The following is a 17,968-nucleotide window of genomic DNA, read 5'->3' on the forward strand; positions in this document are numbered from 1 at the left end:
GGAGGCTGGAGCATGAGCATCTGGTGGTCTCTCCATTTGCGGCGCGAGGCTGCGAGCGTTCCGCTCGCCCGCCGCCTGTTGATCGGCACGATGGAGACCGCGGGCGTGGACCCCGACGTCTCCTTCGACCTGTCGCTCGCCCTCACCGAGGCGTGTGCCAATGCCGTGGAGCACGGGGGCGCCGCCGCGTCCGGGGGCAGGGCCGGCGCGTACCGCGTCACGGCCTATCTGGACGGCGAGAAGTGCCGCATCGAGGTGGCCGACTCGGGCCCCGGTTTCCCGAAGGCGCCACGCGGCCGTACGGCGGCGCGGCAGACGGCCGCGGCCGCGCACACCGACGAGCACGGCCGGGGCCTGTACCTGATCAGGGAGCTCGCCGACCACGTCCACTGCGGAAACAGACCCGGCAGAGGAGCGGTGATCAGCTTCGACAAGATCCTCAAGTGGCGCGAGGACGCGCCTCTCGCGACGGCCTGACCCGACTGTGTAAGACCTCCAAGGGCCTCACTCCGCCTCACTCAGCGTCATTCCGCCCCACTCCGCCCCACTCCGCCTCACTCCGCCTCACTCCGCCCCCGGCGGCAACGCCCGCGCCAGCGCATCGACCGCCGCCCCGTACGCGTGTTCGGCAGGCGTCGAGTACCCCACCACCAGGCCGTCGGCCACCGGCATCGTGGCCCCCGGATGGCGGAACTCCGCGAGGCCGTCGAGCGCGACCCCCTGCCAGGCCGCCGCCTTCACCGCGGAGGCCTCGGTCCCCGGCGGCAGCCGCAGCACCGCGTGCAGGCCCGCGGCGATACCGGTGGCGGTGATGTGCGGGGCCCGCTCGGCGAGAGCGGCGATGAGCTGGTCGCGGCGGCGGCGGTAGCGCTGCCGCATCCGGCGGATGTGCCGGTCGTACTGCCCGGAGGCGATGAACTCGGCGAGCGTGAGCTGGTCGAGGACGCTCGCCCACGCCTCCCGCTCCCCCTTGGCGGCGAGCACGCCATCGACGAGCCGCTCCGGAAGCACCATCCAGCCGAGGCGCACCGCGGGCGACAGGCTCTTGCTGACCGAGCCGAGGTAGACGACCCGTTCGGGATCGAGGCCCTGCACGGCGCCGACGGGCTCGCGGTCGTAGCGGAACTCCCCGTCGTAGTCGTCCTCCAGGAGCAGTCCGCCGCCGGCGCGGGCCCAGTCGACGACCGCGGCACGCCTCGCCGGATGCAGCGGGCCGCCGGTGGGGAACTGGTGTGCGGGGGTGAGCAGCACTCCGCGGACCCGTCCGCCGCGCCCCGGCAACTCCTCGGTACGGGCACCCTGTTCGTCGAGGTCCAGCGGAACGGTCCGTACGCCCGCGCTCTCCAGGATCTCCCGGTGGAACCCGAGCCCGTACGACTCCACGGCGAAGGGGCCGCGCAGCACCGCGCCGCCCGCGCCGTGCGAGCCCGCGAAGAGCAGCCGCAGCCCGTGCGCGAAGCCGGAGCAGACGACGATGCGCCCGGGGTCGGCGCGCACGCCGCGAGCCCTTGCCAGATAGTCGGCGAGCGCCCGCCGCAGCTCGATCCGGCCGCGGGGGTCGCCTGGCCCGAAGGCCTCGTTGGGGGCGGCGGCGAGGGCCCGCCGGGTGGCCGTGAGCCAGGCGGGGCGCGGGAAGGACGCGGGGTCCGGCCTGCCCTGGCGCAGATCGTGCACGGGGGCCGCGGGCCTGGCCGGGGCGGGCTTCGGCACCCGGGTGCGCTCGGGCGGCGCCGCCCGTTCGGCCACGCGGGTCCCGGAGCCCTGGCGCGCGGTCAGCCAGCCCTCGGCGACCAGTTCGGCATAGGCGTCGGCGACCGTGTTCCTGGCGAGGCCGAGATCGGCGGCGAGCGAGCGGTAGGGCGGCAACCGGGTGCCGGGAGCCAGCCTGCCCTCGCGCACGGCGTCCCGCAGCGCCCGGATCAGCACGGCCCGGCGGCTGCCCGCTCCGGACAGCTCCAGGTGCAGGTCACTGCCGATGCGCTCCGCCAGATTGACCCATGATTCCCGCATGGGAATGCACCTTATCCGAGGTCTTTTCGGCCCCTAGATTCATGGTCATGACGAACAACGCGACCGCCCCGCAGCCCCAGACCGCCCCGCAGACCCAGACTCGGACCGTGGCCGCTCCTCGGCTCGACTTCGCCAAGGCCGCCCCCAAGGCGTTCAAGGCCCTCATAGGCTTCGACGCCGCCGCCAGGGACGGCCTCGATCCGGCCCTGGTCGAGCTGGTCCAGATCCGCGCCTCGCTCCTCAACGGCTGTGCCTACTGCCTCCACATGCACACCTCCGACGCCCGCAAGGCCGGCGAGGACGAGGCGCGGCTGCACATGATCGGCGTATGGCGCGAGGCGCGGAACTTCTTCACGGAGAAGGAGCAGGCGGCACTCGCGCTGACCGAGGCGGTCACGCTGGTCGCCCGGGGCGGGGTCCCCGACGACGTCTACGCGCGGGCCGCCCAGCACTTCGACGAGGCGGAGCTGGCCCGCCTGCTCGCCCTGATCTTCGCCATCAACACCTGGAACCGCATCGCCCTGAGCACCGCCAAGACCGCGGGCGACGACGAGCGCACCGCCCACTGAGGTCCGCGAGGTCCGCGAGGTCCGCGAGGTCCGCGAGGTCCACTGAGGTCCGCGAGGGCCGCACGTACGACGACGGCCGGACCCCGCGGAAACCGCGGGGTCCGGCCGTCACTGCCCGGGGGACCGCTCAGCCCTTGAGCTCCGCCATCCAGGACTCGACCTCGTCCGAGCGGCGCGGCAGCGCCTCCGAGAGGTTCCGGTTGCCGTCCTCCGTCACGAGGATGTCGTCCTCGATCCGGACGCCGATGCCGCGGTACTCCTCCGGCACGGTCAGGTCGTCGGCCTGGAAGTACAGGCCAGGCTCGACGGTCAGGCACATGCCCGGCTCCAGCGTGCCGTCGACGTAGGACTCCTGGCGCGCGGCGGCGCAGTCGTGGACGTCCATGCCGAGCATGTGGCCGGTGCCGTGCAGGGTCCAGCGGCGCTGGAGGCCCAGCTCCAGGACGCGCTCGACCGGGCCCTCGACGAGGCCCCACTCCACCAGCTTCTCGGCGAGCACGCGCTGCGACGCGTCGTGGAAGTCGCGGAACTTGCCGCCCGGCTTCACCGCCGCGATGCCGGCCTCCTGGGCCTCGTACACGGCGTCGTAGATCTTCTTCTGGAGCTCGCTGAAGCGGCCGTTGATCGGCAGCGTGCGCGTGACGTCCGCGGTGTAGTACGAGTGCGTCTCCACGCCGGCGTCGAGCAGGAGCAGCTCGCCGGAGCGGACGGCGCCGTCGTTGCGCACCCAGTGCAGGGTGGTGGCGTGCGGGCCGGCGGCGCAGATCGAGCCGTAGCCGATGTCGTTGCCCTCGACGCGGGCGCGCAGGAAGAACGTTCCTTCGATGTAGCGCTCGCTCGTCGCCTCGGCCTTGTCGAGGACCTTGACGACGTCCTCGAAGCCGCGCGCGGTGGAGTCGACGGCCTTCTGCAGCTCGCCGATCTCGAAGTCGTCCTTGACGAGGCGGGCCTCGGAGAGGAAGACCCGCAGCTCCTCGTCGCGCTCGGCGGTGACCTTGTCGGTCAGCGCGGCCTCGATGCCGGCGTCGTAGCCGCGTACGACACGGACGGGTCCTGTGGCCTCGCGCAGCGCGTCGGCCAGCTTCCGGACGTCGGAGGCGGGGATGCCGTACAGCTTCTCGGCCTCGGTGAGGGAGTGGCGGCGGCCGACCCAGAGCTCGCCCTGGCCGTTCAGCCAGAACTCGCCGTTCTCGCGGTCGGAGCGCGGCAGCAGGTAGATCGTCGCGTCGTGGCCGCCGGCGGTGGGCTCCAGGACCAGGACGCCGTCCTCGGTCTGGTTGCCGGTGAGGTAGGCGTACTCGACGGAGGCGCGGAAGGCGTACTCGGTGTCGTTCGAGCGGGTCTTGAGGTTGCCCGCGGGGATGACGAGACGCTCGCCCGGGAAGCGCGCGGAGAGCGCGGCACGGCGGGCAGCGGTGTTGTCGGCCTGGGCGATCGGCCGCAGGTCGTGCAGCTCGGTGTCGGCCCAGCCGGACTTCATGTTCTCGGCGAGCTCGTCGGAGACCCCCGGGTACAAGCCGTTCTTGCGCTGCTTGATCGGCTCTTCCTCGGTCTCCTCCGGGGTCTCCGGGATCTCCGCGTTGAGAGCGTCCGACACGATCTGCCTCCTATGTACGACACTGGGCCACCCTCCATCGTACGGCTGTACGGAAGGGGGCCCAGGGCCGTAAGGCCTCTTACCGCGCGTGCCCGGCGCCTCTACCGCGCGTGCCCGGCGCCTCTACCGCGCGTGCCCGGTGCCTCGCGCGAGAACGTGGTCCCACGCGTGCGTGCCCGGCGCCAGGCGCGAAACGTGGTCCACGCGCGCGTGCGCCACGAGCGGCCTCACTCGAAGCGGGCCGCGAGGAGCACCACGTCCTCCTCGCTGTCCTCGGCCCCGGGCCCTTCGGGCAGCACGGAGCGCAGGATGTGGTCGGCGATCGCCCCGGGGTCGTCGCGGATGCCCTTGGGCACGCACGCCGCCGCCGCGTGCAGCCGCGCGAAGGCCCGGTCCACCGCCTCTCCGGTGCGGTGCAGAAGGCCGTCGGTGTAGAGCAGCACCGTTTCTCCCGGCTCCGGCGAGAACTCCACGCTCGGCGCCTCCCAGCAGGCGAGCATGCCGAGCGGGGCGGAGAGGGTGGTCTCGACGAACTCCGTGCGCCGCTCCCCGATGATCAGCGGCGGGCTGTGCCCGGCACCGGCGAGCACGATCTTGCGCAGGGCCGGCTCGCAGTACGCGAAGAGCGCCGTGGCCGACCGCGCGGGCTCGGTCAGCCGCAGCAGCAGCTCCAGATCGGAGAGTACGGCGACGGGGTCCTCGCCCTCCATCACGGCGTACGCCCGCAGGGAGGCCCGCAGCCGCCCCATCGCGGCGACGGCGCTGGGCCCCGCCCCGGTGACCGACCCCACCGAGAGGCCGAGCGCGGCCTCGGGCAGCGGCAGCGCGTCGTGCCAGTCACCGCCGCCGCGCGGCCCGGTGCGGTGCCGCACGGCGAGCCGCACTCCGGCGATCCGGGGCAGCCGCGAGGGCATCAGCTCCTCGCGCAGGGTCGCGTTGGCCGCGCGGGCGCGGTGCAGTTCGACCAGGCGGGCCAGGTGGTCGGAGGCGTAGCGCGCGTAGAGCTTGGTGAGGTGGCGGCGGCGCTCGGCCGGTTCGGCGGGCTCGTCGTACAGCCAGACGGTGGCGCCGAGCAGCCCCCCGGCCTCGGTGGCGAGCGGCAGTGCGTAGCTCGCCGCACAGCCGAGGCGGGCGGCGACCTCGTGGTGCCGGGGGTCGAGGCCTTCCTCGGCGAGGAGGTCGGGCCTGACGAGCTCGGTCCCGCGGGCGGGCACGCCGGCCTTCGGGTCGTCCAGGAGGCGCCCGTGGCTCGTCGCGGCGCGCGGCACCGTCTCGATGTGCCCGAGGTCCGCGCGCGTGAGGCCGAGGCCGGTCGTGGAGTCGGGGCCGAGCCCGTCGGCGGGCTCCAGGGCGAGGAGGCCGCGCCGGGCGCCGACCAGGGCGGCGCCGGCGCGCAGCAGCTCGCGCACGGCGTCGTCCAGGGTGTCCGTACGGGACAGCCGCTCGGTGAGTTCGTGCAGCGTGGTGAGGTCGGAGACCCAGCCCGCGAGGCGGTCCTGGAGCACCGCGGCGGGGGCGCCGGGGGTGGGGGAGCCGGTCGGTGCGGACGCGGTCTGCGCGGGCGGCGCGACAGTGTGGGCGGGTGACGGAACTGTGGAGTCGATTCCGGCCACTTTCGGAAGATGCGGGGCGTTCATGGCTGACGGCTTTCCGGCCGGTGCGTATTGCTCAATAGCATCGCAAACCCCCATGTCGTTATGCGCCGCTAGCAATGTCTCCAGATGTACACGCACTGATGAGGAGATGTCCAGCATTGTCCTGCTGGGATTCCTGGTGTCCGTGGGAATTCTGGGGCCAAGAATTGATCTTGAAAACTTGGCCGAAAACAGCGCTGGGTAGGGCATATTACGATCGACTGAGGGCGTTCGGTAGAGCGTTGCATCGGTCGGGCTGGGTACGTACTCAGTGATGGCAAGGGGCAGTTGGAGACCTTCCGGAACCTCGCGGAGGACCCGGACGTCATAACTGACGACGACCGTGCCCCATCCTCCCGTGGGGGAGGCGGCCAGCAATATCGCGTGACGGCAAAACGCCAGGCGCCGCCACCCCACGCCACGTCAACGCTCGGTTCAGAGTGGTCCCCCATGCCGCAGGCTGGGGTCAGATGTGCCAGCTCGTGCGCTCAGCTCGTGTGTTCAGCGAAGTGATCCACCCATGGTGCGATGTGGCCCGCAGTCCTTCCGGCTCACACCGGCGTGCAACGGAAAGGAACGAGCGCTCATGCGCGAGATCCTCGGTAGGCGACGCAGGCTTCTGTCCTGGCGAATCGGAAGAAGGTCCGGCCGCGGTGCCGGACAGCTCGGCGCGGCCCTGACCTTCGCCACCGCCTGGCGGTGGCCCGTCCTGCCCGGAGTCGGCCTCGACCGGCGCGGCGGCGGCCGGTGCGCCTGCCCCGACCCCGAATGCGTGGTGCCGGGCGCACACCCCCTCGACCCCGGCCTCCTCGCCGCGAGCACCGATGAACGCATGGTGCGCTGGTGGTGGACGAACCGCCCCGCCGCGCCCGTCGTGCTCGCCACCGGAGGCCGCGCCCCGTGCGCCGTCAGCCTCCCTGTGGACGCCGGTGAGCGCGCCCTCGCCGCGCTCGACGAGGCGGGCATCAGGCTCGGCCCGGTGGTCGCCACCGAGAGCCGCGTCTTCCTCCTGGTCGCTCCCTACTCCCTGGCCCAGCTGGGCGAGCTGCTCCACGCACAGGACTATGTGCCGGGCTCCCTCCGCTTCCACGGCGAGGGCGGCTATCTGGCCCTGCCCCCCTCCGGGACGGGACAGGGCACGGTCCACTGGGAGCGTGCCCCGCTGCCCGGCTCGGCCGCCCCCTGGGTGCCCGACGTCGAGGCCGTCGTGGACGCCGTCGTCGACGCCCTCACTCGTACGGGTGTGAGCGCGCCCGAGATGTAGGGGAAATGGGCGCGCGGCGGTCGGGACGCGCGTCAACTGTCGTTATGTTCGGGCCATGCAACCCCGCCTCATCGTGCTCCTGGGCGCCGTGGCCGCCGCGGCTCTCCTGCCCCTCACCGGCGCCGCGGCGGGCCCGGTCGGCGACGGTGACGCGAAGTCGCCCCTCCCCTCCCCCGCCGAGGCTCCCGCCGGATCTCCGGCCGGTGCCCCCGTCGGAGCGCCCGCCGAAGATCCCGTCAGGGTCTCCCGGTGCGGCCCCGAACTCTCCTCCCCCGACGGCGTCGAGGCCCAGACCTGCGTCCTCACCGAGGGCGCGGAGACCTGGGCGCGCACCTACTACCGCAACGTCACCGGCGAGGAGCTGACTGCCGTACTCACGGCGATGGGCCCCCGCGCGCGCACCGTACAGATGCACTGCGCGGTCGGTGCGGGGGACGAGCCGGGCGTGTGCGAGACGCCGCGGGAGCGCTCGGCGGGCGAGCCGGCCGCCTACTCGGCGGTGGCGGAGTTCGCCGCGGGGGAGTCGGGAGCGCTGATGTTGCGCTCGGGCAGCAACTCCGCCGCACCTCAGGGCAGTTGAGCCCCGAACCGGTCCCGGGCATACAAAGGCCCGGTTGCTGGCGACGGGGGATGCACCAGCAACCGGGCTACCTGAACGGTAACAAGAGATCGGCTCCTGGCAAATTCGATCTCAGTTATCCGGACAGGGATTTACGTGTGGGTACGGGGAGTTGTGACAGGAGTCACGCATTCCGTACGAAATGACCCTGAGGTCAGCTCAGAGTGACCTGGCGGTTGGTGAGGCCGCCGCGCGCCCTGCGCTCGTCCGCGGTCAGCGGGGCGTCCGAGTCAAGCGCCGCCGCCAGCCGCTCGGCGAACTCCGCCGCGGGCTTCTCCACGTCGTCGGCGCCGACGCCGCTCGGCAGGTCCCACACCGGCACGGTCAGACCGTGCGCGCGGAAGGAACCGACCAGGCGGGTGCCCTCGCCGAGGCTCGACGTACCGGCCGCGTGCAGCCGGGCCAGCGCGTCAAGGAGCTTCTCCTCGGCGTGCGGCATGACCCAGCGCAGATGGTTCTTCTCGGGCGTCTCGCACCAGTACGCGGCGTCCACGCCGGTGAGCCGCACGGTCGGGATGGCGGCGGCGTTCGCCCGCTCCAGGGAGGCGGAGACCTCCGCCGTCGCGTTCTCCGCGTCCGGCACCCAGAACTCGAAGCCCGCGTGCACAGTCGGCTCGAACGGACCCCCGGGAGCGAGCAGGTCCTGAAGGCGCGGCCCCTCCGCGGGCGCCCTGCGGCCCTGCACCGGCGTACCCGGCTCGGCCTCGAGGGCGCGCGCGAGGGTGTCGGCCAGGTCGCGGCTGATGTCACCGGAGGAGGTGTCGTTCTGGAGGCCGAGGAGGACCGAGCCGTCCTCGCGGCGCAGCGCGGGCCACGCCATCGGCAGGACGGTGGCGAGGGCGACTGAGGGGACGCCGTCGGGCAGACCGTCCTTGAGGGTCAGCTCGACGGTGGCCGCGGGCACCAGCTCGCGCAGCGCGACCCAGTCGCACTCGCCGGGCAGGCCCTCGAAGGGGCGCTGCACCAGCTCCGTCACCGCGTGGGACGCCGCACGGCCGTGACAGGCCTTGTAGCGGCGGCCCGAGCCGCAGGGGCAGGGCTCGCGGGCGCCGACCACGGGGATCTCGTCCCCATTCAGCTGCGGCTGCTGCTTGCCCTTGGTCTGGGGGCGCTTCTTGGCCATCTGGGTGTCTCCCGGCTGCGGCTCTCGTGCTCTTTCGCGTACGGGCGCGAGCCTAGCCGCTGGGGCCCCTCAGTCCATGTCGTCGTAGGGGTCCGCGAAGGCGAGCTCCGAGAGCGCGGCCGCCGACGGGGCGGCGATGCGCGTCGCGAAGTCCTCGTGGCGGTGCCCCGAGTGGACGACGGCCCAGACCGTGACCTCGCCGTGCACGTCGTCGCGCACGCCCCAGGCGTCGGCGAGCGCCGTGATGATGTTGAGCCCGCGGCCGCCGTGCGCCGTGACCGAGGGTGTGGCCGGAACCGGGCGGGTCGGGCCGCCGCCGTCCGTCACCTCGACCGTGAGCCGGCCCGTCTTGTCGACGTGCCAGGCCGCCCGCACGTCACCGTCCCCGACCATTCCGCGGCCCAGCGGCCTGCCGTGCCGGCAGGCATTGCTGAGCAATTCCGACAGGATCAGTACGGCATCGTCGATGACCGACTCGGACACTCCGCCGACACGCAACTGATCACGCATCCGGTGCCTTGCTTCCCCCACGCCCGCAGGGCCATGGGGTACGGCCATGCTCGACGACGTGGGCACCTCCCGTGCCACCACCAACGCCACCCCCGAGACCTCCTTTGCCCCCACGCCACGGTGTGGATGCCCCAATGGCCTGGACCGGAAACCGGCCAGTACGTGTGCGGTGACGCACTCGTGACGATCGAATACGGACCGAACGCGCCGGTGCACTCCCTGTGAGGGGAATTACCGCAGTCCGAGACGATCGAGCTGGGTGAGTACCTGCTTGGGGCGATTGGTGATGATCGCGTCCACGCCGAGCTCGGCGCAGAGCTCGACGTCCTCGGGTTCGTTCACGGTCCATACGTGCACCTGGTGACCTGCCCGTTTCAGCTTCGCCACGTACCCGGGGTGGCTCCGCACGATCCGCAGGGAGGGGCCCGCGGCCCGTACGCCCTCGGGGAGGCGTCCGTCGCGGTGGCGGGGCGAGACGAACTGCATCAGGTAGACCGTCGGCAGCGTCGGGGCGGCGGCGCGCACGCGGAGCAGCGAACGCGCCGAGAAGCTCATGACCCGTACCGGCGACTGCTCGTCGGAGGACGGCGTGTCGAGGCCGAAGCGCTTGAGGAGCAGCAGGAGGCGCTCCTCCACCTGGCCCGCCCAGCGCGTGGGGTGCTTGGTCTCGATGGCGAGGCGCACCCGGCGGCCCGAGGCGTTGCTCTCGGTCACGAGTTCGAGGAGGCGCTCAAGGGTCAGGACGGAGGTGTCCTCCGTGCGGCGGCCCTCCAGGGCGGAGCCCTCCCAGTCGGGGCCCTCGCCCTCCACGGCCTCGTCGTGGTTCCGCTTCCAGGAGCCGAAGTCGAGGGCGGCGAGGTCGGCCAGCTCCAGGGCCGAGACGGCTCCTCTGCCGTTCGAGGTGCGGTTGACGCGGCGGTCGTGGACGCAGACGAGGTGGCCGTCCGCGGTGAGCCGCACATCGCATTCGAGGGCGTCCGCCCCGTCCTCGACCGCTTTCCTGTACGCGGCCAGCGTGTGCTCGGGGGCCTCCTCGGAGGCTCCGCGGTGGGCGACGACCTGGATCTGGTGCTGTCGTGCGAGGGTCACCGCGTCATGGTGCCATCACGGGGTACTTGAAGGCTCGCCGGAGGGTGGCGTCGCGGAGCGCCGGACACACAGGCTCGGCTTATGGTGCCCTGACGGCCCATGGGAAAAGCTGTCTGCAGACAGCTGCACAGTTGGCACAGCCAGGCCGTGAACGAACGCCGAGCCAGGACAGCTACGACAGCATGGACCGAGGAGTAGAGCTGTGAACACCGAGAACGAGGGCAACGCTGTACCTCAGGCCCCGTCCGCACCTCCTGTGCCGGTGGACGCTCCCGCTGTTTCCGCCGACTCCGCGGACGCGGCTTCCGGTGCGGGTGCTGGCGGTGCCGGTATGGCCGGTGGTGCTGGTGTGACTGGTGGTGCTGGTGTGGCCGGTGGTCCGGGAGCCGCCGGTGGTGCCGGTATGGCCGGCGGTCCGGGAGCCGCCGGGGGGCAGGCCGGTACCGGCGGTGCGGGGGGTGCCGGGGGCGAGGCGTGGCCGCCTCCGCAGCCGCCGGCCGTGCCTCCGTACGCCGGTGGTGGAGGTTCCGGTTCCGGCTGGGGCTCCTCGTACCACCCGCAGGAGCCGAAGCCGGGCAGGCGGCGCGGTGGTCTGGTCGCCGGGGTGCTGGCGGCCGCACTGGTCGCGGGCGGCGTCGGCGGTGGCGTCGGCTACTGGGCCGCGGAGCGCAACGACAACGACACCGGCTCGACGACGGTCGCCGCCGCGGACACCCCGGCCGACCTGAAGCGCGACCCCGGATCGGTCGCCAAGATCGCGAACGACGCGCTGCCGAGCGTCGTCACCATAGAGGCGCAGAGCGGCAGCGGCGAGGGCGGCACGGGCACCGGCTTCGTCTACGACAAGCAGGGCCACATCCTCACCAACAACCACGTGGTGGCGTCGGCCGCCGAGGGCGGCAAGCTCCAGGCGACGTTCTCGAACGGCAAGAAGTACGCCGCCGAGGTCATCGGCCGCGCCGAGGGCTACGACGTGGCGGTCATCAAGCTCAAGAACCGCCCCGACAATCTGAAGCCGCTGCCGCTCGGCAACTCCGACCGCGTGGCCGTCGGCGACTCGACGATCGCGATCGGCGCCCCCTTCGGCCTCTCCAACACCGTCACGACGGGCATCATCAGCGCCAAGAACCGCCCGGTCACCTCCAGCGACGGCGGGCAGAGCGGCAAGAGCTCCTACATGAGCGCCCTGCAGACCGACGCCTCGATCAACCCCGGCAACTCCGGCGGCCCGCTCCTGGACGGCCGCGGCGCGGTCATCGGCATCAACTCCGCGATCAAGCCCGCCGAGAGCGGCGGCGGCCTCGGCGGCACCGGCCAGTCGGGCTCCATCGGCCTCGGCTTCGCGATCCCGGTCAACCAGGCGAAGAACGTCGCGCAGCAGCTCATCAAGACCGGCCAGCCCGTCTACCCCGTGATCGGCGCCTCGGTCTCCCTCCAGCAGGAGGGCGCGAGCGGCGCGACCATCTCCCAGGAGGGCGCGAGCGGCTCCGAGGCGGTCACCCCGAACGGCCCGGCGGACAAGGCGGGCCTCAAGCCCGGCGACGTCATCACGAAGCTGGACGGCACGGTCATCGACAGCGGCCCGACCCTGATCGGCCAGATCTGGACCCACAAGCCGGGCGACACGGTCAAGATCACGTACGAGCGCGACGGCAAGGAGCACACGGTCGACGTCACCCTGGGCCAGCGCAAGGGCGACAGCTGAACCGCCCCCCGACCGCGCGCCCGCGCCGCCCCGGCCCATCGGCCGGGGCGGCGCGCGTCGCGGGGATCATGCGGCGGACGGCGGGATGTTCTGGTTGGCGCTGAAGAAGTTGTCCGGGTCGTAGGCGTGTTTGACCGAGGCCAGCCGGTCGTAGTTGCCGCGGTAGGTGGACCGGACCCGTTCGGGGCTCTCCGCTTCCCCGAGGAAGTTGACGTACGAACCGCCCATGGAGAGCGGGTGCAGGTCGGTCCAGTAGTCGACGCACCACTGCCGGATCAGATCGGCGTTCGCCGGATCGGGATCGATGCCGCCGATGACGCCGGACCACACCGCATCCCGGTAGGCCCACGCCGTTTCGTCGGGGCCGACCCGGTGGGCCGCCCCGTCCACCGGGTACAGGTGCATGGTCGACAAGCCGGTGGGGAGGCCCTGCCCGTACCTCTCGTGCACCGCGATGGCGTCGTCGGAAATGCTGTCGAAGAAGTCGCCGCGCCAGTACCACTGGAGCCCTTTGGGGATCAGCTCGTCGAACATGGTCTGCAAGGCGGGGTAGGGCATGGGTGTCGTGAAGTGGAAGGCCGGCGGCGCCGGGTCGTTGACCACGGACAGCACCTCCTCCAAGCGGTCGGCCTCCAGGTCGCCCGTGTAACACCAGATCACGGCGCACATCTTCTGCCCGTGGATCGGCTCAGGGAAGGGCGGGCCGGGCGGTACGACCAGGACCGCGAAGAAGCCGGTGAGATCCTCCGGAGCGGCGGGCAGGAACTGCCGGTACCACCGCAACACGTCTCTCGTGCGGTCGACCGGCCATACGGTCACCGCGACCCCGACCGTGTCCACCGGATGCAGCCGGTAGGTGAACGACGTGACCACGCCGAAGTTGCCGCCGCCGCCCCGCAGCGCCCAGAAGAGATCCGGGTGTTCCTCCTCAGAGGCGATGACGAGGCTGCCGTCGGCCAGGACGACGTCCGCCGCGATCAGGCTGTCGATCGTCAGCCCGTACTTGCGGGTCAGGTGGCCGTGCCCGCCGCCCAGCGTGAGACCGCCCACCCCGGTGGTCGACATGATTCCGGCCGGCACGCCGAGACCGAAGGCGTGTGTCTCCTGGTCCAGTTCGCCGAGCTGACTGCCTCCGCCCACCTGCGCGGTCCCGGCCTCGGGGTCGACGCGTACCCAGTGCATCGGGGACAGGTCGAGGGTGAGCCCGTCGTCGATCAGGCACAGCCCCGGCCCGCTGTGACCGCCACCGCGAACCGCGAGGGGGACACCTGCCTCCTGGGCGAAGGCGAGGGTCGCCCGTACGTCCGCCGCGCCCATGCACTGGGCGACGGCGGCCGGACGACGGTCGATCATGGCGTTGTAGATGCTGCGGGTCTGGTCGTAGTCGGCATCCCGCGGCGTGACCACGCGTCCCCGCAGGGCCGCGCGCAGGCTGTCGAGAGCAGTTGCGTCTATGCCGCTCATGGTCCAACACCTCTTGGAAAGTCTGGGGAGCCCGCTGGTCGGCCCACTGCTCAGCCCGATGGTCACGGGCGGACGAAGGTGCCATGCCAGTCACCCCATGTGCGGGTGCGCCACCCCATGTGTGCCACTCCATGTGCGCCACCTCATGTGCGCCACCTTCATGTGCGCCACCTCATGTGCGCCACCTTCATGTGCGCCACACCATGTGCGTCATCCCATGTGGGACTTGACGTGGTCGATGACCTCGTCGAACTCCTTGGACGGCGAGAAGTCCACGTACTCGCAGTCCTCGACCGCTTCCGGTGCGTGGCCGGGCGCCCAGTAGAAGGCCTGTCCGGCCTCGTAGATCTCGTCGCCGGTCTTCGTCCGCATCTTCAGCCGGCCCTTGAGCACGTAACCCCAGTGAGGGCACTGGCACAGGTCATCGGGCTGCCCCACAAGGGCGGGCGCCAGGTTCGTGCCTTGGGGAAGCCGCACGAACGCGGCGGTCATGTCTCCCCCGACCTCCTGTGTGCGCAGCTCGACACCATCGCCTTCGATCGCCACGGGAGCGTCGCTCCGCCTCGTCGCTGTCATGGCTCCTCCGCGATCGACGTTCGTCGAGGAATGCGGAGCGGATAGCCGAATCCGCCACGTTCCCAGTGTGACGCCGGTCACTGAGGCGCGCGACCGGAGAGGTCCGGGTGGAGCGCCTTTCCAGCGCCGGTGTGGGCTGCGCGGGGCACTGATCGGAGCGGTGCGCCGGGGAGTTGAACGGAGCCAGTGGGCCCCGTGTGGACCACGAACCCCGCGAGACCCCCTGGACCGGTACGCTGTACCCGCTCCGTCCCTGGTGGGCGGTGCATAGGTGGGTTGCCCGAGCGGCCTAAGGGAACGGTCTTGAAAACCGTCGTGGCAGCGATGTCACCGTGGGTTCAAATCCCACACCCACCGCAGTAGGTCAGCGTATGGGCTGGTCAGGAGGGTGTCTCTCGTTGAGAGGCACCCTTTTCTTGCGACATCATGCACCCGTTCGCGCCTCTGCCGGGAGTCAGTGGACGATCTTGAGGGGCGCCGGTAAGCAGCCGAACGTAGCGACCCCGTGCTTCAACCTTCGTAGTTCGGGTTCAACAGGTCCGCCCAACCTGCGCACGGTGGGATTCTCTGATTGCACATCGTGACTAGCAGGCGCCAGGGGCACACATGCGGAGATCTCAGGTGGCGGCGGTCGGCGCTGCACTCGTCTTGACGACGATCACGGGTCTGGGCATCACTTCATGCAACTTCTCGGGGGAGCCGCCTGGCGGAGCCTCAACAGGCGTCGCCTCAGTGCAGGGGACCGATGCACCCGGAGGAGCAACTCCTGGGCAAGGCGGTCAAAGCGGCAGTGCTGGCGGTCGGCACGAACCAGGCGAGCCGGGCGCAAGTAGAGGCGAAGCGGGTAGCCAGTCAGGCGGGCAGGAGGGCGACCGCTCCGGTGGGCAGGAAGATGACGGTGACGATACGTCTCTCGGGCCAACTGCTGACCAGCACGACAATGGTGGGAATGGTGATCGCGGCATCCCGCCCCTGGACCCGGAGCCAAGGGACCCCGGCTCCTTCGACACCACCGACCCTGGTCTCGTGGGAGATCCGCCGTCGACTCAGCCTCCCGACCCTTGCTGGATGACGTCATCGCCCGCCGCCACGTGTTCGGCCCCGCCGGACAGTCAGCGTCGCAACAGCCCCGAGAGCTAGCAGAGTGGGCGCCCTCCGTAACCGGCGGCTCGCCGGCTCTCCTGCCTCGTCGCGTGAGCCGAACCGATCGCCGCGGTACCGCCGCACTGGTCGCTCCACGGTGGCCGGCGTTCGCGTCCGCTCCACTCGCGCCAGGTCTCAGTCAGAGCCCGCTTCAGCAGGAGACAGCGGCCCCAACCTGGAACTCTTCAACTCCGCTGTGGGGACCGTGGCGTTCATCGGCGTACTGATGTTATACACGGGTTACATCTATACCAACGCATACTTCGGATACTTCCATCTCGACAACTTTGCCATGGGGTTCAGTCCCGACGAGCTGGTGATCCGAAGCCTCCGGCTCGCCACTATGCCTGTCCTTGAGATTCTGACTGTGGCGCTACTACTGCCGGCCGTTCCGCGACTTCTGCGTTATCTACGGGTTCCCGAACGGTATTTGGGCAAGGTGGCGGAGCTGGGGCGCATAGTGGCGAAGTCTCACTATGTGTTCCTTGCCGGCGGAGCACTGTTAATGGTGCTGTGGTCCCGGATCCAGCCGTTCGCGTGGGTTGCGCCACTACTGGTGGCAACCGGAGTGCTATTGGGACGCCTTCGCTCGGCGAATCCTTCAGGGCAACCGCTCGAACCGGTCTGGAGGTTCGCGTCATCCCTCGTGATCGCCGGCCTCTGCCTGGTCTGGGCAGTGGCCCTGGTGGCCGGGGACTTAGGTCGCAAGGACGCTCGTCAAGACTCCCAACACTTGGTCCGGCGAGTCAGCGTGATTCTACTGAGTGCTGAAAAGTTGAGCTTTGCCCCGCCAGGTCCTCGCGTCGCAGACCTGGGGAAGGGCACACACTTCCGATATCGGTACACCAATCTTCGACTGTTGATCGAGCGTGATCACCGGTACTACCTGCTGCCTGTCGGATGGAGGCGGGAGAACTCGACGTATGTCATTAAGGACAGCGACGATGTACGCATTGAAATCAGGTCGGGAACCTCTTCCTCCGTGAGAGGTCAGAGGGGGCAGAAGACCGAGATGATCGTCCTAAGCGGCGAGGTCGGGAGCGTCAGCCGCTCGGTGTTCCCCACGGCTTGGGAGAACGGCCCCTGACCGGGTGGATCGGTCGGGGGCCGTTCTCTTTGGCCCGGGGGGTGAGCCGTTGGTGGCAGACGCTGGTGTCAGCCAGGAAGGCGGGCCTGACGAGCGTCTGTGTCACAGACGGTCGTTGGGGTGGGCGCCGCCTCCTGTGCCGCGATGGCCCGTGTCGGGCGTCTTCCGGCGGCGCGGGATGAGACCGAGCAGACCCAGCAGACCGGCGAGGCCCCATAGGCCCCATCCTCCGTTGTCATCGTCCTTGTTGTCGTCATCCGGCGCCTGGACCGGGGCAGCCTGCGCCACGCTTGCCTGGGCCACCACCGGCGTCTGCGCTTCCGCGGTGGCGACAGCGGGGCCCGCGAGGAGAGCGGCGGTCAGGAGAGCACCGATAGTCGTGCGACGCATAGTTCCTCCTTGCATGACCCACGGACGGGGTCTTGCACCCCATGTCGCGTGACGCCGCCGGGCCGCGCAACTCAGGAGGGCCCGAAAGTCCCTTCTGAAGTGCGGCTGAGCCTATTTACCGGGGGTGTGCGGGGCATCGGGGGTATTAGGGCAAACGGGTGATCCTCCCCCGGGCGCATCGGGCGCATCGGGCGCATCGGGCGCATCGGGCGCATCGGGCGCATCGGGTGCGTCGGGTGCGTCGGGTGCGTCGGGTGCGTCCGCCGTTCTCCGCGCGCCCGCTCTACGCGTGCCCCGTCAGCCGTGCCGCCGACGCGATCGTCGCTTGGGCCTCGTGTTCCGTGAGGCCCACGCGGAGTGCGGCGGCCACGAGGTGGGGGGCCAGGGCCTCGCCGAAGTCGTTCTCGTAGGCGCGGCAGGCTGCCCAGAAGAGGCGGGTGTTGCGCTGGCCCTCGTGTGCCGCCAGTACGAACTGGACCAGGCCTTGGCCTTGTTGCGCGCCGCCGGGCCCGTTCGGGCGGGGCCTGGCGCGGTGCGGCGGGCGAGGCGGTGGGGTGAGCAGGCGCAGCAGAGCCGGCGGGCAGGGCGCGGGCGGCAGGTGGGCCGTGCCAGGGGCGGTGCCGTAGACGCCGTGCTCGGTGTGGGAGCCGGGGCCCACGAGGTAGCCGCCGGCGCCTCGGATGTCGATGCCGGGGGCCAGCCGCCCCGCCGAGTTGGGCACCACGGTGCCCGGCGGCCCGGCCAGCCAGATGTGGCGGCCACCGCTCGGCGTGGTGACGACGACGGTCTCGGGGATCGTGAAGAGGTGCCGCAGCGCGATCTCACGCAGGGCCGCCGAGGCGTCGGTGCCGGACTTGGTGTCCAGGTCGATGCCGATCAGATGGTGCGGGGGCAGCCCGCAGGCGATGCCGTAGCCGGTGGCCCGCGGGGCGGCGGCGAAGAGCTCGCGGATGCGCCGCGGGTCGCTCGACGCGTCGTACACCCCGTGGCCGGGGCGGCCGCACTCGCCGTGACAGGGGCGGGGGCCGGCCACCGGCTCGGACGGGGACAGGGGGTGCGGAGAGCGCACCGCCGGCAGTTTCGTACGGGACAGCGGGATCACCGCGAGCCCGCGCTCGGCGGCGGACAGGGCGTGCGCGAGCGCGAGGGCGGCGGCATGGCGGTCGGTGATGGCCATGAGATTAGTTT

General features: G+C 71.1%; 15 protein-coding genes, 1 tRNA gene and 1 pseudogene. 7 read left to right on the forward strand and 10 right to left on the reverse strand.

All coding sequences use genetic code 11. The annotated features are described in order from the left end of the window. Positions 1 to 12 precede the first annotated feature (12 nt). A complete protein-coding gene (locus ACZ6JY_RS06270) occupies positions 13 to 477 on the forward strand; it encodes an ATP-binding protein (protein WP_469192754.1) in 465 nt (154 codons plus the stop codon). 87 nt (positions 478 to 564) lie between these two features. Here the strand turns inward: ACZ6JY_RS06270 and pdxR are convergent, their stop codons facing one another. After that, positions 565 to 2,010, reverse strand: coding sequence for a MocR-like pyridoxine biosynthesis transcription factor PdxR (gene pdxR, locus ACZ6JY_RS06275; protein ID WP_469192756.1), 1,446 nt, complete (start codon positions 2,008 to 2,010; stop codon positions 565 to 567). Positions 2,011 to 2,057: 47 nt separating this feature from the next. Here pdxR and ACZ6JY_RS06280 point away from each other — a divergent pair, with 47 nt between their 5' ends. Then, on the forward strand, positions 2,058 to 2,579 hold the full coding sequence (locus ACZ6JY_RS06280) for a carboxymuconolactone decarboxylase family protein (RefSeq protein WP_469192758.1): 522 nt from the start codon (positions 2,058 to 2,060) through the stop codon (positions 2,577 to 2,579). 127 nt (positions 2,580 to 2,706) lie between these two features. Here ACZ6JY_RS06280 and ACZ6JY_RS06285 read toward each other — a convergent pair whose 3' ends face one another. Both ACZ6JY_RS06285 and ACZ6JY_RS06290 read right to left on the reverse strand, forming a co-directional pair. Next, entirely contained in the window at positions 2,707 to 4,176 is a 1,470-nt protein-coding gene (locus ACZ6JY_RS06285; RefSeq protein WP_469192760.1) for an aminopeptidase P family protein, read from the reverse strand. A gap of 227 nt (positions 4,177 to 4,403) precedes the next feature. After that, a complete protein-coding gene (locus ACZ6JY_RS06290; RefSeq protein WP_469192762.1) occupies positions 4,404 to 5,930 on the reverse strand; it encodes a PP2C family protein-serine/threonine phosphatase in 1,527 nt (508 codons plus the stop codon). Between the two features lie 466 nt (positions 5,931 to 6,396). On the opposite strand from ACZ6JY_RS06290, the gene ACZ6JY_RS06295 reads away from it, so the two are divergent. Beyond that, positions 6,397 to 7,074 carry a bifunctional DNA primase/polymerase gene (locus tag ACZ6JY_RS06295; protein WP_469192764.1) on the forward strand — a complete coding sequence of 226 codons (678 nt, stop codon included), beginning with the start codon at positions 6,397 to 6,399 and terminating at the stop codon, positions 7,072 to 7,074. A gap of 55 nt (positions 7,075 to 7,129) precedes the next feature. Then, the gene (locus tag ACZ6JY_RS06300) at positions 7,130 to 7,654 is read left to right on the forward strand and encodes a hypothetical protein (RefSeq protein WP_469192766.1); all 525 of its coding nucleotides are present in this window, start codon (positions 7,130 to 7,132) and stop codon (positions 7,652 to 7,654) included. A 193-nt stretch (positions 7,655 to 7,847) separates the two neighbouring features. Here the strand turns inward: ACZ6JY_RS06300 and ACZ6JY_RS06305 are convergent, their stop codons facing one another. The 3 genes and pseudogenes from ACZ6JY_RS06305 to ACZ6JY_RS06315 all read right to left on the reverse strand — a co-directional run bounded on the left by ACZ6JY_RS06305 (position 7,848) and on the right by ACZ6JY_RS06315 (position 10,415). Then, positions 7,848 to 8,816 (reverse strand): DUF5926 family protein, encoded by a 969-nt coding sequence (locus ACZ6JY_RS06305; protein ID WP_469192768.1) that lies wholly within the window; start codon positions 8,814 to 8,816, stop codon positions 7,848 to 7,850. A 69-nt stretch (positions 8,817 to 8,885) separates the two neighbouring features. Next, positions 8,886 to 9,504, reverse strand: a pseudogene (locus ACZ6JY_RS06310) (ATP-binding protein). Positions 9,505 to 9,557: 53 nt separating this feature from the next. Further along, positions 9,558 to 10,415, reverse strand: coding sequence for a glycerophosphodiester phosphodiesterase (locus tag ACZ6JY_RS06315; protein WP_469192770.1), 858 nt, complete (start codon positions 10,413 to 10,415; stop codon positions 9,558 to 9,560). A 202-nt stretch (positions 10,416 to 10,617) separates the two neighbouring features. Here ACZ6JY_RS06315 and ACZ6JY_RS06320 point away from each other — a divergent pair, with 202 nt between their 5' ends. After that, on the forward strand, positions 10,618 to 12,120 hold the full coding sequence (locus ACZ6JY_RS06320) for a S1C family serine protease (protein ID WP_469192771.1): 1,503 nt from the start codon (positions 10,618 to 10,620) through the stop codon (positions 12,118 to 12,120). Between the two features lie 66 nt (positions 12,121 to 12,186). Here ACZ6JY_RS06320 and ACZ6JY_RS06325 read toward each other — a convergent pair whose 3' ends face one another. Continuing rightward, positions 12,187 to 13,584 carry an FAD-binding oxidoreductase gene (locus tag ACZ6JY_RS06325; RefSeq protein WP_469192773.1) on the reverse strand — a complete coding sequence of 466 codons (1,398 nt, stop codon included), beginning with the start codon at positions 13,582 to 13,584 and terminating at the stop codon, positions 12,187 to 12,189. 210 nt (positions 13,585 to 13,794) lie between these two features. Continuing rightward, the gene (locus tag ACZ6JY_RS06330; protein WP_469192775.1) at positions 13,795 to 14,160 is read right to left on the reverse strand and encodes a cupin domain-containing protein; all 366 of its coding nucleotides are present in this window, start codon (positions 14,158 to 14,160) and stop codon (positions 13,795 to 13,797) included. A 270-nt stretch (positions 14,161 to 14,430) separates the two neighbouring features. Between ACZ6JY_RS06330 and ACZ6JY_RS06335 the strand changes: the two genes are divergently transcribed. Both ACZ6JY_RS06335 and ACZ6JY_RS06340 read left to right on the forward strand, forming a co-directional pair. Then, positions 14,431 to 14,517 (forward strand) — tRNA-Ser (locus ACZ6JY_RS06335). Between the two features lie 991 nt (positions 14,518 to 15,508). After that, positions 15,509 to 16,390 (forward strand): hypothetical protein, encoded by an 882-nt coding sequence (locus ACZ6JY_RS06340; protein WP_469192777.1) that lies wholly within the window; start codon positions 15,509 to 15,511, stop codon positions 16,388 to 16,390. A 102-nt stretch (positions 16,391 to 16,492) separates the two neighbouring features. Here ACZ6JY_RS06340 and ACZ6JY_RS06345 read toward each other — a convergent pair whose 3' ends face one another. Further along, positions 16,493 to 16,780 carry a WGxxGxxG family protein gene (locus ACZ6JY_RS06345; RefSeq protein ID WP_469192779.1) on the reverse strand — a complete coding sequence of 96 codons (288 nt, stop codon included), beginning with the start codon at positions 16,778 to 16,780 and terminating at the stop codon, positions 16,493 to 16,495. Positions 16,781 to 17,063: 283 nt separating this feature from the next. After that, complete coding sequence (locus tag ACZ6JY_RS06350) at positions 17,064 to 17,957, reverse strand: bifunctional DNA primase/polymerase (RefSeq protein WP_469192781.1); 894 nt, start codon at positions 17,955 to 17,957, stop codon at positions 17,064 to 17,066. Positions 17,958 to 17,968 lie beyond the last annotated feature (11 nt).

The sequence above is a fragment of the Streptomyces sp. NPDC046335 genome (genome assembly GCF_055587985.1).